12 protein-coding genes are annotated in these 13,954 nt (G+C 46.9%); 3 read left to right on the top strand and 9 right to left on the bottom strand.

Annotated elements, in window-relative coordinates; translation table 11 throughout:
• Positions 1–85 precede the first annotated feature (85 nt).
• The 3 genes from MHB49_RS25090 to MHB49_RS25080 all read right to left on the bottom strand — a co-directional run bounded on the left by MHB49_RS25090 (position 86) and on the right by MHB49_RS25080 (position 3,187).
• Positions 86–910: a carbohydrate ABC transporter permease gene (locus MHB49_RS25090; RefSeq protein ID WP_405153383.1), complete on the bottom strand. Its 825-nt coding sequence runs from the start codon at positions 908–910 to the stop codon at positions 86–88.
• Positions 911–1,783 (bottom strand): carbohydrate ABC transporter permease, encoded by an 873-nt coding sequence (locus tag MHB49_RS25085; protein ID WP_247898618.1) that lies wholly within the window; start codon positions 1,781–1,783, stop codon positions 911–913.
• Between the two features lie 102 nt (positions 1,784–1,885).
• A complete protein-coding gene (locus MHB49_RS25080; protein ID WP_405153382.1) occupies positions 1,886–3,187 on the bottom strand; it encodes an ABC transporter substrate-binding protein in 1,302 nt (433 codons plus the stop codon).
• A 179-nt stretch (positions 3,188–3,366) separates the two neighbouring features.
• Between MHB49_RS25080 and MHB49_RS25075 the strand changes: the two genes are divergently transcribed.
• Together MHB49_RS25075 and MHB49_RS25070 are read left to right on the top strand one after the other, a co-directional pair.
• On the top strand, positions 3,367–5,268 hold the full coding sequence (locus tag MHB49_RS25075; protein WP_405153381.1) for a sensor histidine kinase: 1,902 nt from the start codon (positions 3,367–3,369) through the stop codon (positions 5,266–5,268).
• On the top strand, positions 5,252–6,010 hold the full coding sequence (locus tag MHB49_RS25070) for a response regulator (RefSeq protein ID WP_405153380.1): 759 nt from the start codon (positions 5,252–5,254) through the stop codon (positions 6,008–6,010). Before MHB49_RS25075 ends, MHB49_RS25070 begins: the two co-directional genes overlap by 17 nt.
• A 52-nt stretch (positions 6,011–6,062) precedes the next feature.
• Here the strand turns inward: MHB49_RS25070 and MHB49_RS25065 are convergent, their stop codons facing one another.
• The 4 genes from MHB49_RS25065 to nirB all read right to left on the bottom strand — a co-directional run bounded on the left by MHB49_RS25065 (position 6,063) and on the right by nirB (position 10,615).
• Positions 6,063–6,692: a YfbR-like 5'-deoxynucleotidase gene (locus tag MHB49_RS25065; RefSeq protein ID WP_247898614.1), complete on the bottom strand. Its 630-nt coding sequence runs from the start codon at positions 6,690–6,692 to the stop codon at positions 6,063–6,065.
• A gap of 257 nt (positions 6,693–6,949) precedes the next feature.
• Positions 6,950–7,732, bottom strand: coding sequence for a formate/nitrite transporter family protein (locus tag MHB49_RS25060; protein ID WP_405153379.1), 783 nt, complete (start codon positions 7,730–7,732; stop codon positions 6,950–6,952).
• A gap of 50 nt (positions 7,733–7,782) precedes the next feature.
• Positions 7,783–8,109 carry a nitrite reductase small subunit NirD gene (nirD, locus tag MHB49_RS25055; RefSeq protein ID WP_405153378.1) on the bottom strand — a complete coding sequence of 109 codons (327 nt, stop codon included), beginning with the start codon at positions 8,107–8,109 and terminating at the stop codon, positions 7,783–7,785.
• Positions 8,110–8,185: 76 nt separating this feature from the next.
• Positions 8,186–10,615 carry a nitrite reductase large subunit NirB gene (gene nirB / locus MHB49_RS25050; RefSeq protein WP_247898611.1) on the bottom strand — a complete coding sequence of 810 codons (2,430 nt, stop codon included), beginning with the start codon at positions 10,613–10,615 and terminating at the stop codon, positions 8,186–8,188.
• Between the two features lie 253 nt (positions 10,616–10,868).
• On the opposite strand from nirB, the gene MHB49_RS25045 reads away from it, so the two are divergent.
• Positions 10,869–11,576, top strand: a complete 708-nt coding sequence (locus tag MHB49_RS25045; protein WP_247898610.1) for a metal-dependent hydrolase — start codon at positions 10,869–10,871, stop codon at positions 11,574–11,576.
• Positions 11,577–11,816: 240 nt separating this feature from the next.
• On the opposite strand, the gene MHB49_RS25040 is transcribed toward MHB49_RS25045, so the two are convergent.
• Positions 11,817–12,134: a hypothetical protein gene (locus MHB49_RS25040; protein WP_405153377.1), complete on the bottom strand. Its 318-nt coding sequence runs from the start codon at positions 12,132–12,134 to the stop codon at positions 11,817–11,819.
• A gap of 199 nt (positions 12,135–12,333) precedes the next feature.
• Complete coding sequence (locus MHB49_RS25035; protein ID WP_405153376.1) at positions 12,334–13,407, bottom strand: M42 family metallopeptidase; 1,074 nt, start codon at positions 13,405–13,407, stop codon at positions 12,334–12,336.
• Between the last annotated feature and the right edge of the window lie 547 nt (positions 13,408–13,954).

The following is a 13,954-nucleotide window of genomic DNA, read 5'->3' as shown; positions in this document are numbered from 1 at the left end:
ACATGCTTTGCAGACAAGGGCTTTTTGACTGTGAAGTCAGCAGTTTTTTATAAAAAAGGTTTGGGATATCGTCATTCAAGTGATCTTATCCCTTCACTGCCCCGGAAGTTAGACCGCCAACAATATATTTCTGCCCAATCAGGAACACAATCAACACAGGCAGGGAAGTAAGCACGATATCCGCACTCACCAGATTCCACTGAGCACTGAACTGTCCGAAGAAGTTATATACAGCCAGTGTCATCGGCCACATCTCGACGGTATTAAGCATGTAGAGCGGGGCGGTAAACTCATTCCAGACACTCAGGAAATTAAGAACAAACACCGTCACCAGTACAGAGGTTAACAGAGGCACGATAATTCTGAGAAACAACTTGATCCCGTTGCACCCGTCCATTATGGCTGCCTCATCCAGTTCTTTGGGAATATTGGACACAAACGCATACGTGATGAATAGCGAGATCGGAATGCCCATCGCTGTGTACAGCAGAATCATGCCCACATGCGAATTAATCATGCCCAGGGATTTCATCACTTCCATTAAAGGGATATAATTGAGCGGCAGTGTGATACCGAGAATCAGGAAGAAGTACAGGAACTGACTGAACTTCGAATGATTGCGCGACAATGTAAAGGCCGAGAACGCCACAACAAACACAAGCAGCAGGGAGGAAGCCGTTGAATGCAGCAGACTGTTGAAAAAGGAACCTCCCAAGTGTCCCTGTTCATAGACGATTTTATAATTTTCAAAGATAAACTTCTCAGGCAGGGTCAGTTTTAGTACTTTGGCTTCAGCATCGGACTTGAATGAATTCAGGACAATGACGACAAAAGGAATCAGGACCACCAGGCTAAGCAGCCAGGCGAGTACATTTAATCCGATGGAAACCAGCCGTTTTCTCACTCGCATCTAGAATTCCACCTTTCGGTTCATCAAGCGGATGATGAAGAAGGAGATGATCGCCATAAGGACAAACAGAATCGTGGATAACGCACTGCCGAGCCCCCAATAGCCTTTTGCAAAAGAGGAATACACCGCTGTGTTAATCACATCTGTCGCGTTGCCTGGTCCACCGTTAGTCAGCACGTATACGGCATCGAATACCCGCAGCCCGTACGTAATATTAAGCACCGTGGCGATCGTGATCGTAGGCATCAGCATCGGAATGGTGATCCGAAACAGTTTCTGCCCGAAGCCGGCACCATCAATGGATGCTGCTTCATAATAATCACGGGGAATGGCGAGCAGTCCGGCGATGAAGAGGACCATGATGTACCCCATCCCTTTCCACGTATCCACCGCCATGATGGATGGCATGGCCCAGGTCAGTGAGCCCAGCCAGTTCTGGGCCAGAACGTCCAGACCGAGCGAACGCAGCGTCACGTTAACGAACCCGTTGTTGGGATCGAGCAGGCTTTTGAATACCAGGCCGACGATCAGGAATGACAGCACCTGGGGTGAAAAAATGATCATCCGATGCAGATTGGCGGCCTTTACACCGCTGACCAGCAGCAGGGCAAGGAAGAGACCCAGTACCGTCTTGGCGATGGAGGTAATGAGGGTAAAAAGTACTGTATTCTTAATAAAAAGTAAATACGTTGGATCACCCGCCAGAATAGTGCGGAAATGTTCCAGGCCTATAAAGTTCTTCTCCGAACTGTAGCTGTTCCAGTCGGTGAAGGAGTAGTAGATGCCCAGCAGGGCGGGAGCGACGATGAACAGTAGATATAATACAATCGCTCCGGATGAGAAATACCAGGGATAGATCTTGTTCGCATTCATAATCCGTTACACCTGTCCTTCCTGCCAACATCCATGAGCGGGCGATGCCCGCTGCATGCAACGCTGGTCAGCCTTATATTATAGGTACCGGCCTATACGCTGTTATTGCCACGCTTCATCCTTCAGCACTTTGGCTTGTTCAGCCCGGCGTTTATCAATATTCTGCAATATTTGGTCCGGGGTCATTGCTCCGGCGAACATGCCGGAAAGATCCTTGCCGATATCCATCCATTGCGGATCAATGTACTTCACGGCTGCCTGCATCACCGTACCCTTTTCATGATTTTTCTCATAATCGATATAATCCTGCGTCAGCTTCGGTTCGATTTCTGGCCAGCAGATCGTCAGATTGCCTTCACCTTCATCAAAGACACGCTGCAGATGATCATGCTCCGTAATCCAGCGGAAGAATTTCAGTACTTCCTCAGGATGTTTGCTGTTTTTATTGCCAAACATGGCTGCTGAACCACCCGGGTTCACACCAATGGTCTGGTTGTCTCCCCACGGCATGACGAAGAATCCCATATTGTCCGCCATCGCCGGATAAGCCTCGGACACTTCCTTTTCCGTACCTGGTACCCGCAGCAGCATGGCCGCTTTCTCCTGACCAAAGGCCTCGATTCCCGCTTCAACGGTATTGGAGAGGAAATCTTTGCCGAAATAGCCGAGGTCCGCAAATTCTTTCAACTGCTCAATGACCGTCTTGAGCTGCGTCAAATCTTCAACTTTCATCTCATTGTTGTTCAGTTTCTCATACGTTCCCGGCGCAGACTGCTCATAGTTAGGCCCCGTTTCGAACAAAGGCAGAACTTGATACCATCCACTGGCAGGTGCCTGATAGAAAGGGATGATGTCTTTATCCTTGATTTTCTGGCTGATCGCCTTGAATTCTGCATATGAAGTTGGCGGCTCAATGCCAAGCTCTTCAAAGATGCGTTTGTTATAGTACACATACCAGATTTTTGTTGGTGCAAAAGAAACGCCATATACCTTGCCCTGGTGACTCACTGTTGGTAAAATCTCCTCCGACATGCGACCCGTAAATTCTTCCTTGGTCAGATCAATCGCGTTTTCTTCCGGCCTTACGTTGGCAGGCATGCTAAGCGGGTCTACATCAACGTTGAAAATATCAGGAGCTTCACCGGAGGCGAGCTTCACCTTGATCAAGTCACGCCACTGGGCGTCAGGTACCACCTGAAAGTCAATTTTGACGCCAGTTTCCTGCTCATACTCCTTAGCCATCGTCTGCATGATTCCTGTACGTGGAATACCGGACTGGCTTGTTCCGAAGGTGAGTGTTACCTTGCCATTGCCGTCCGCATTTTTACCGGAGTTGCATCCGGCAAGCAGCAGGGTGGAGAGCAGCAGCACACTTGCGAAGGAAAATAGAAATCGTTTTCTCATGATTGAACCTCCCAGAATAAAAAGAATAATTGACACTTGCCGAAACGCTTAATGTAAGCGTATTCTTATGTGGATAACTTTACTGTGAACGACGAATGTGCTCAATAGACAAAAGCGTTCTGTTGAGTGGACATTTTCGAATAACGCAATAGACTTAAGTCAAGAGGATGAGGTGTGAGATGGTTCGTTATCGCTTTAGAACGCTTCAGCAAAGTCTGTTTGCCTATTACTCTGCGGTGTTTATAATCTTTTCGCTCATTGTAGCGGGCCTTCTGTATGTTTTTCTCGCAAGCGATATTCGTAATCGTAGTGAGGAGCAGCAGAAGCAACTGGGGGTATCGATAGTAGGCAATCTGGATCAAGAGGTTGTCAAAATGAACAATTTTTCCATGAACATTGTGTATTCCAATCTGGTGAAAGAACATTTCAGTCATTATTTGTCTCCGGCGGAGGACAGTGAACAGACACTGGGGAGTGATCCGGCATTTTACAAGGATACAACGACATTGATTGATGTCATTCTGGCGATTATTAGCAGCTCCAACACGGCGAAACAGGCGAATATCTATGACGTGAATGGCAAAATGCTGGGGGCAGGGTCTTTTAACGGTCAAATGTCGGTAGACCTCACTCAACGACCATGGTACGAGGAAACGTGGGAGAGGAGTGGCTGGCGGGTCATCCGGCTGTTGGATGGGGGAAGTCTTCCTATGCCTACAGAGGAGGGGAAGTCCGGGAATCCGTATATCTCTCTCACTCGCGTATACAAAGACGGGAATTACGTCAGTCAGGGAGTCGTTGAGATTCTGCAGGATGCGGGTACCTTGTTCCAGCATTTGAATGAAGTACAGGGTGGTCATGATGATCTTCGCATTTATGTGATGGACGAGCGAAATACACTATTATATCCTTTTGCTTCTGATGATCGAGAGTTGATTGAAAACAGTGCCTACGTTGTAGAGAGAGTTCGTAATGGTGACGAGGCATCAGGAACGATGCAGGAAATTGCTGATCCGTATGGGAATTCGAAACAGATGATGACATACACCACCTCACAGGAGACAGGATGGACGGTTGTCGTTATGCAGTCCAAGCAGTCCCTTTTTGCAAATCTGAATCGCATGGCTCTTCTGTTTATGGGGGCTACTTTGGGTACATTGATGCTTATTCTGCTTCTCTCTTACCTGATCTCGAAGCGTGTCACTTTGCCGCTCCATCGTTTGCAGCGTATTATTCAGAAAACGGGTGTGCATGATCTAACCACGGGTGAGGACTCGGGTCAGTTGTTTAAGCTGGATCGTCCGGGTTCCATCCGCGAGATGGATGAACTGAATGATACATTTATCAGACTGAATCAACAGCTTGTACAGTCCTTTCAGGATATGATGGCCATCAAATCACAGGAGACGGATGCCAGATTGCTGGCCTTGCAGTCCCAGATGAATCCTCACTTTCTGTATAACAACATTACGAACATCAGTATCATGGCGGAAGAAGGCATGAATGGGCAGATTGTTGCGTTCTGTGGTCATATTGCTTCTATGCTGCGTTATATCTCGACCCCGAACAAAAACGGTGTCCCATTATCCAAAGAAATCGACTATTGCGAACGATACCTGGAGTGTATGAAAATCCGGTTTGAAGATGATCTGGTCTATGAATTTCATATCCCTGACGCAATGAAAGACATTCAGGTTCCGATGCTTCTGATTCAGCCGTTATTGGAAAATGTCATGAAATATGGACTTGGGGATACGCCACCCTGGAGGATACATATCATTGGAGAACTGGACACGAGAGCAAAGGCATGGCAAATAACAGTAGAAGATAACGGACCTGGTATGGAACCCGAGGCGCTTAGCGCCATACAGCAATACATGAAGAAATCACAGGAATGGGAGCGCATGCCTGAGCTGGAGATGGGCGGGATGGGCCTCCGGAACATTTGGATCAGACTGAAGTTATGGTATGGCCCCGCAGCTCGTATTCATATTGTAAACAAACTTTCTGGTGGAGTGAGCATTACCATTGGAGGTTCCATTCGAAAGGAGCACCGTTCAATCCATGACGTTGACGTATAGAACCATTATTGTCGAGGACGAGGCATTGATTCGCCGCAATGTATCGCGTAAATTCAGGGAGATTAGCACACGTTTCGAGGTGATTGGTGAAGCGAGGAATGGACAGGAAGCATTACAGCTAATTGAACAAATGGTGCCTGACCTGGTTGTTACCGATATTCAGATGCCGGTTATGAATGGGCTGGAACTGGCAAAACATCTGTATTTTGCCTACCCCCATGTCAAGATTGTAATCCTGAGCGGCCACCATGAGTTTGAATATGCACGTCAGGCGATCCATTATAAAGTGGAGGATTATCTCCTCAAACCACTCACGGAGCAACAACTCCGGTCGCTGCTGGACGCGATGGAATTAAAACTCGGGAGGGCAGGAGACTCGCTGGCCCATGTCAGCGCAGTGCAGGACGAACAGGTAAAGCCGGAAGATATTGCAGAGGCTGTCAAACGGTATCTGAAACAGAACTATATGCATGAAATCACGTTGCAGGATATGGCAGGACAGATGCATTTCAGTGTGGATTACCTGGGAAAGTGCTTCAAAAAAGTAACGGGCGAAACACCGCTCAAATATATGACAGGACTTCGAATCAACGAAGCAAAACGCATGCTCGCGGCCTTTGAAGATATGGATATCAAGACAGTAGGTAAAGCGGTAGGATACAGTGATTCCCATTATTTCAGCCGTATTTTCAAAAACAAGACAGGACTGTATCCTAGCGAGTATCGCCAACAGTTACAATAACGAAAAAAAGCCCTGTCCATGGCCCTTGAAGAACCACGATGACTGGAGCTGATTATTGGGACAAGGCCTCTTCCGTGATTTGGCGGATATCAAATAGGGAACGGTTGCCTTCCTCAATGATGTCGGGGAGAATATGCTCGAGAAAATAGTGTACACAGTGGAGGTCAATATTTTTGATTTTGATCAGGGCATATCGGTACATCACGATAAATTCCTTCTCGGTGTTGCCACGTTGCAGTTCAGCAAACGCTTCGTACACCTGATCCATTTTGTCGGCCACTTCCAGAATAAGTCCTTCGACAGAGTTATCTTTGCCTTCACGCAGCTGTCTGCGGAAAATCGGCTGGAATTCTTCAGGAATATTTTCGTTAATAAAATGCTCAACCATGCCTTCTTCCACTTGTTGCAGCATCGAACGCAGCTCCAGAGAGTAATGTTTGACCGGTGTTTTAATATCACCGATGAAGATTTCACCATAATCATGGCTGCTGGTGATTTCGTATAACTTCTTCCAATCGATGCTGACGCCGTGTTGTTCTTCAATATCGGCGAGCGTTTTGGCGTACTGCACAACTTTCCAGGAGTGTGCGGATACACTGTGTTCTTCAAACTTGAATTTGCCAGGCGTGCGGATAATGCGTTCGAGATCGTTTAGAGACCTGAAGTACGTATGAATTCCCATGTATGCAATCATCCTTTTTAGTTGGGTATGCACCGAGTATACTCCAGTTATATTAACCGTGGATTAACGATGTATACATGAAAGGTAAAAATGGCTAAATAGAAAAAACCACCATGTCCCTTTGAAGATAAGTCGAAGGAAGAATGGTGGTGAAGAAATGGTAATCAAGATGTACAAGCAGATTAAATTAAACGTTGGTATACATCTGAGTTCCTGCAAAAAGACTACTAACGAAAGTGAACTATATGGTAGGCGATCTATTCTTTTTTTCTCACAGGCGAAACAAACCAGTAAGCCATGCCGACAAATAGAGCTCCTCCGATAATATTACCGAGCGTGACCGGAATCATGTTATGCATCCAGCCTGCCAGAGTAATCGTATCCGGGTGGTTTGGCAGCAGCCAGGACAAGGATAGCAAGGTCATATTGGCGACACTATGTTCATAACCACTGGCGATAAAGGCGTACAGACACCACCAGATGAGGACAAGTTTGGCAATATCCTCTTTCGAGCGGGCTGCCATCCAGATCGCCAGACAGACCAGCCAGTTACAGAGAATGCCACGGAAGAACAATTCGCTAACGGGAGCGGCCATCTTTTTGGCAGAAACGACAAACAGCAGATGTTCGGGTGTAGCCGTCTTGAAGAGACCGCTGCCCACAATGAGCAGGCTGAGCAGAACGGCACCGATCAGGTTGCCCAGAAAGACAAGTCCCCAGTTTTTGAGTGTATCCCGAACGGTAGTCCGGCCAGCCAGTGTGCTCATGGTGAAAAACATGTTATTACCTGTGAACAGTTCCGATCCGGCAAAGATAACGAGTGTGAGGGCGAGTCCAAAAGACATGCCCATCAGCATCATTTGCAGTGGTGACTGAGCAGCAAGCAGCGGGGCACCGATACTGAATATCAGAATGATGCCAAGACCTACATAAGCACCAGCCATCAAGGCTGCAACCATGTAACGTGGCAGGCTGGCGTTCATTTGATCCCGTTTTTTAACCGCAGCTTCAATAATGCCTTCAACATTGGGTGTATACATGACGATTTCCTCCAATTGGTGCATCTATCGTTGACAGTGAAAATATATAGCTATATAGCGATCCAAACCTGCCCGTTCTCGATTTTCACAGGATACATCCGCACCTGGCCCTGATCGGGGGCCTGCACAAGACCTGTGCTCAGATCGATTTTCCAATCATACAGTGGATCGTACAGATCATACCCGGAGACCATCCCTTCTGCCAGCGGTCCACCTTTGGGATGGGGACTACGATTTTCTGCGGCGAAGATGGTGCCATCAGAGGTCCGAAATACAGCCAGTTCGTGATCTTTAATCTCAACTACTCTGCCAATCTGCGGCAGGAAATCTTCGATTTCTCCGGCAGGATAGTAGATGGCAGATTGCTGTGTTGTCATATGAACATCTCCTTTATTTTCAGGTTAAACGTACAGGATTTATAAAGCGTTATCTTATAATGGTCGAAGCGGAGTACTATGGTCGAGCAGTCACTTCTATGCCATGGAAAAGTTTGTTCTGACCTTCCTCGTTACGCAGCGCTTTTTTCCAAGGATCTTCCACTTGCTTCAAAGCGAATTCGATTCGTTCCATGAGAGCCTTACGCTCTTTCACGTCATCGACAACAACCGAACGTATCTGCTCCAGACCCACACGTTCCACCCATTCGGAAGTACGCTCCAGGTAGTTGGCTGTCTCCCGATAATGCTGCATGATTGCTCCACAAAGCTCAACTAATTCTTCATCGGTCTTCACCTTGCACAGGGAGTCAGCCAGTCTGGCCTTGATGCCGCCGTTGCCTCCAATAAATATTTCCCAGCCGCCGTCGTTGCCTACGATACCGATATCTTTTGTACACGACTCCGCACAGTTACGAGGGCAGCCGTTTACGGCATATTTGAACTTGGCAGGCAGATCCAGACGTTCAAACTTACGCTCCAGCAGAGCGCCCATCGCCATGGAATCCTGTGTGCCGAAGCGGCAAAATTGTGAACCGACGCATGTTTTGACCGTTCTCAGCGACTTGGCGTATGCGTAGCCTGAAGGCATATCCAGCTCAGCCCACACGTTGGGCAGATCTTCTTTTTTGACTCCAATCAGGTCCAGACGCTGACCTCCTGTTACTTTGACGGCTTTTACATCGTATTTGACCGAAATGTCTGCAATGCGTTTCAAGTCTTCCGGTGTTGTAACCCCGCCATACATGCGCGGTACAACGGTATATGTGCCATCTTTTTGAATATTGGCGTTCATGCGTTCGTTGACAAAACGGGATTCCTTTTCATCCACATGGGTATCTGGCGCAATCATGCCAAGGTAATAGTTAATGGCTGGGCGGCATTTGGAACATCCTTCGGGCTGACTCCATCCCAGGACATGCATGACCTCTTTCGTCGTTTGCAATCCTTTTTGTCTAATCTCGGCTACGATTTCATCCCGGCTGAGGGAGGTGCAACCGCAGATTCCCTGTTTGGCACCTGTTGTGAAGCTGTCCCCAAGCACATATTGCAAAATTTGTTCAACAACCGGTTTACAGCCGCCGCAGGAGCGGGTTGCACCCGTACAGGCTTTAATTTCGTCTACGCTGGTTAATCCTTGATTCGTAATGGCATCGACAATGGTTCCTTTGGTTACCCCGTTACATCCGCAGACAATTTCGTCTTCTGCCATGGTTTCCACGGAGGCAGCCTTTTTGTGCCCGCCACAGCCTGTACCCATCAGTGAAGCATACAATTCATCGGTCATTTCGGCTTTTTGTTTGATCAACTTCTGTAATTCTGCAGAATCCGTAATGTCACCAAAGAGTACGGCACCTACTAAGATATTATCCCGAAGAAGAATTTTTTTGTACGTGCGTTTCCAGTCATCCTTATGCGCAATGACCGTATGTTCGGGACTGTCGATAAATTCACCGGTCGAAAAGACGTCCACGCCCGAAATTTTCAATTTGGTGGATACAACAGAACCTTCATAAGGAGCGGTATCCACGCCGCATATATGTTTGGCCAGAATCATGCCTTGTTCAAATAGCGGGGCAACGAGGCCGTAACATACACCGCGATGTTCAGTACATTCCCCGACGGAATACACGTTATCCAGTGATGTTTGCATATAGTCGTTCACCACAATGCCCCGGTTTACTTCCATACCGCTTTCACGAGCTACATCCGTGTTGGGTTTGATGCCTACGGCCATAACAACAAAATCGGTGTTCAGCACGGAGTCATCGGCAAAACGAATACCTTCTACCCGTTCGCCACCAAGCAGCTCTGCGGTTTGTGCACCCATCTTGAACCGGATGCCCTGACGTTCGAGTTCGGCTTTTAACATCGCGGACGCCTGCGGATCAAGCTGGCGTTCCATCAGATCCTGCATCAAATGCACAACTGTGACTTCCATCCCGAGCTGGACCAGCCCTTTGGCAGCTTCCAGGCCTAGAAGCCCGCCCCCAATGACAGCCGCTTTTTTGTATTGTTTCGCAGCTTCCAACATGACGTTACAATCGGCTATATCCCTGAACCCAACAACCCCTTGTTTGTCATGACCGGGTACGGGAAGAATGAAGGAACTGGAGCCGGTTGCGATGATGATTTTGTCGTAAGGGAAGCGTTCGCCTTCTGCAGTAACGACTTCATGGGTCTCGGAATCAATCCGTGTTACGGTTGTACCCGTATGGAGGGTAATACCATAATCCTCATACCAATGCAGATCATTGAGCACAATATCATCAATTGTTTTGCTGCCTTCCAGCACGTAGGACAGCATAATCCGGTTGTAGTTGGGGTAGGGCTCTGTGCCAAAGACCGTAATGTCGAACCGAGAACTCAATTTTAAAATTTGTTCAACCGTACTTATGCCTGCCATGCCATTACCGATAATAACCAATTTTTCTTTGTTTCCGTTCATGTGTGTATGCCTCCTTGAATGGACACTGTACATTACCATCATTTTTAGTGGTTTATATTTTAATCATAACCTCCAATGCTGACATAAAATGTGATTAATTTCACTAATAGCGATAGAGGAGTCACAAATTTAAAAGTGTGAGCCCTGTCACGGAAATAAGAAATGCGAACTATTGTTCTTGTTTTCTTTTTGATGTAATATCGGAAGTGGGCCGTTCATGTTCCCTATACTCTTGAAAGGAAGTTTTTGCACCATGATGGGAAGATCCCACCTTATTATCGGGACCACTGTATCCCTCTCTGTTCTGCAATTGTCCGGCATGCCCATAACTGCACCGGCAGTTACCGTGGCCCTGATCGGTTCGCTGTTACCGGACATTGATGAACCGAATTCGCTACTCGTATCCAAGGCATTGCCGAACAGCTTGATTCGACTCTTACAGACAATTCTGCTGCCTGTCGCTGTATTTGTATACTTCTATGTGCAGGCGAAACCTTGGAATCTGCTGCTCGCCATTCTGATTGCGATGGTGTCTTTCCTGCCGTCCCGTTCCCTGCGCAAAGTGTTGATGTTTGCGATAGGATTGGGACTTGTATTCTATGGACATGCATTCGCACCATGGAATCTGATTGCAGGCAGTCTGTTAATGCTGTGTACCACGTTAACGCATAGGGGATTGACACACACCCTATATGGAACCGCTGTATGGGCTGGATTGCTCTACAGTACGACTCATTTGCAAGGGCCAGAGATCTGGGTGGCCGGAGGAATAGCTTATGCCATGCATTTATTGGCTGATTCATTGACGAATCGCGGCATTCGTCCATTGCCACCAATCAAGTGGCGTATAAGGATCAATCTCATGAGTACAGGTACAAAACATGGAGCCGTTGTAGAAAATGTTTGCATTGTGCTGGCTCTTATTTTGGCCTGGATTGCATTCTCCCCTTTATTTCTGTGAACCCCAAAAAACGCCAGTCCTGATTGCAAACTGGCGTTTTTCTTTATCTTCTCCTTTAGATCACATGATGCATGCAATCGGAAGGCGGCTTATAAGGCTACTTAGGTCGTTGTAGGCGTAGAAGACAGATTCTCAATATCCGTCGAGCCAAATACAAATAACATGACAAGGATGACTACAATTATCAGTTCGGCGAAGCCGATCCCGTCAAATTCAGACATCACATCACCCTCATTCCTTTTAAGAATTTATTCTTTTCTGAAAAGCCCTAACGACATCATCCAAAGTAACATCACCCATTTCGTCAAGAAATTGGACGACTTTGTCAGCATTCGATGGTGTCATTTTTTGAAGTGTTTTATACTGTCCAACCAATTCAACAACCAATGTGGCTTCTCGAAACAATGTGACGGCATCTACTCTTAATCTCCCGCTCACCAGCAAGGCTGCGACGATAATTTCCAGGTTCTTTCCTTTAAGATTGCCATTGAGAAGGGTGTTGGCAGCATTTGTTTTGGTGGAACCTTTATTCGATTTTCCATTCCTTCTCATTGCCATAACAGGTCCCCCACTGCTTGATGATTTAGTTTCTCTTCCGTTGTTATATCTTATGAATCTTTTCTATATATGTTCTAGCTATTAATCTAGTTGCAACAAAAAAGAGATGTTCTGCTGAAGTCAGAACATCTCTTGGAATTACATTTAAAAGGGGGAAGCGATCGAGCTCACGTAATTCAAGCTCTCTCCTAATCTATCCTTACGCGTTGTCAATAATCGTATTCAGTGTCGTCTGATCCAGCCCCTTCACCAGCTTCACGAGCAACTCTTTGGCCGCGTCATAGTCATCCGTATGAATAATGGAAGAAGAGGTATGGATGTAACGGGCACAGATGCCAATTACCGTTGAAGGCACACCGATACCGCTTAAATGAACCGCTCCGGCATCCGTACCACCTGGAGAGATGAAATATTGCATTTTGATCTGATTGGATGATGCTGTGTCCTGGACATATTCAACAATACCACGATGGGTGAACATTCCCGGGTCGAAGATACGCAGCAAAGCGCCTTGACCGATATGTCCAAATGACTGTTTGTCTCCTGTCATATCATTCGCAGCACTGCAGTCCAATGCAAAGAAAATATCCGGTTCAATTAGATTGGCAGCCGTGCGAGCACCACGGAGTCCCAATTCCTCTTGAACTGTTGCACCGCAATAGAGCGTATTTGGCAATGTTTCCTTATGCAATGCTTCAATCAGCTCAAGGGCAAGTCCTACGCCATAACGGTTATCCCAGGCTTTTGCCATAATTTTTTTCGGATTAGCCATGGGTGTGAATTCACAGATTGGCACGATCTGCATACCTGGGCGAATGCCCCAAGACTCTGCTTCTGCACGGTTATCCGCACCAATATCCAAGTACATATGATTGAGATCAACCGGTTTGTTTCGCTGGGACTCATCAAGGAGATGCGTAGGCGTTGAACCGACAACTCCAATAATCCGACGATCGGGAGTGATAAGCTCCAGACGTTGGGACAGCACAGCTTGACTCCACCATCCACCCAATGGGCGGAATTTGATCATGCCTGTTTCCGTGATACCTGTGGTCATGAAGCCAACTTCGTCGAAGTGACCTGCAACCATGACTTTGGGTCCGGACACTTCTCCTCGTAATACGCCAAAAAGGCTTCCCAGGCGATCCTGTACAAATTCGTCCGTATAAGGAGACATTTGCTCTTTCATCCATCCGCGAAGCTCGCGTTCAAACCCGGAAACGGAAGGGAATTCCGTTAATGTGCGAAACATTTCCATCGTTTTTTGATTCATGTGTCGACAACTCCTCTGCGTGTATGTAAATCAGGTCTCAGCAGAACGGCTGCCGGACTGTTGTCCTTCGAAAGAGAAGAACATTTTATTTAACCACTGGTCACACTACAGTATGAACCTTGCGCCAGTAATTGTCCATGGTTATGTCACGTATCTCAGGCATGAATGGTTGCTCGTTTGATGATTCATCATGCCATAAAATCCGCATCAAACACTATCGCCAAGCAGCTGCATTGAATATGCATATAGTGAGGAAACGTTTTGCTTAGTCTGTATTTAATGAGCCCCTAATTTCATTTGCCTGACAACAGGAAGGAGATGGGACAATAGATGAGGCCACCCGATGAAGGCAATGAAACCATCCTTTGCATTGCTCTTTTTATTTTGCTCGTGATCACCCTGCTTTATTTATAAACTTCATCAGACCTCTCACCCGGCGCTGAGCGACTCATCTGATTCAGCTGCTTCATCGTGCTGGAAACAAATGCTGTCTTTCGCCGGATACATAACTTTCCCAACCTTAACAAACAATGAATACAGGATAACA

Origin of the sequence: Paenibacillus sp. FSL K6-0108 (genome assembly GCF_045040695.1) — a bacterium.
Lineage (GTDB): Bacteria > Bacillota > Bacilli > Paenibacillales > Paenibacillaceae > Paenibacillus > Paenibacillus pabuli_B.
The sequence above is the reverse complement of the archived record's forward strand: the minus strand, read 5'-3'. Positions and strand labels throughout refer to the sequence as shown.

Bases quoted from the DNA above. Each gene is read 5' to 3' on its own strand.
- MHB49_RS25085 (WP_247898618.1), bottom strand. From the start codon at position 1,783: ATGAATGCGAACAAGATCTATCCCTGGTATTTCTCATCCGGAGCGATT.
- nirB (WP_247898611.1), bottom strand. From the start codon at position 10,615: ATGAACGGAAACAAAGAAAAATTGGTTATTATCGGTAATGGCATGGCA.
- MHB49_RS25045 (WP_247898610.1), top strand. From the start codon at position 10,869: ATGATGGGAAGATCCCACCTTATTATCGGGACCACTGTATCCCTCTCT.
- MHB49_RS25060 (WP_405153379.1), bottom strand. From the start codon at position 7,732: ATGTATACACCCAATGTTGAAGGCATTATTGAAGCTGCGGTTAAAAAA.
- MHB49_RS25075 (WP_405153381.1), top strand. From the start codon at position 3,367: ATGGTTCGTTATCGCTTTAGAACGCTTCAGCAAAGTCTGTTTGCCTAT.
- nirD (WP_405153378.1), bottom strand. From the start codon at position 8,109: ATGACAACACAGCAATCTGCCATCTACTATCCTGCCGGAGAAATCGAA.
- MHB49_RS25065 (WP_247898614.1), bottom strand. From the start codon at position 6,692: ATGGGAATTCATACGTACTTCAGGTCTCTAAACGATCTCGAACGCATT.
- MHB49_RS25040 (WP_405153377.1), bottom strand. From the start codon at position 12,134: ATGGCAATGAGAAGGAATGGAAAATCGAATAAAGGTTCCACCAAAACA.
- MHB49_RS25035 (WP_405153376.1), bottom strand. From the start codon at position 13,407: ATGAATCAAAAAACGATGGAAATGTTTCGCACATTAACGGAATTCCCT.
- MHB49_RS25080 (WP_405153382.1), bottom strand. From the start codon at position 3,187: ATGAGAAAACGATTTCTATTTTCCTTCGCAAGTGTGCTGCTGCTCTCC.
- MHB49_RS25090 (WP_405153383.1), bottom strand. From the start codon at position 910: ATGCGAGTGAGAAAACGGCTGGTTTCCATCGGATTAAATGTACTCGCC.
- MHB49_RS25070 (WP_405153380.1), top strand. From the start codon at position 5,252: ATGACGTTGACGTATAGAACCATTATTGTCGAGGACGAGGCATTGATT.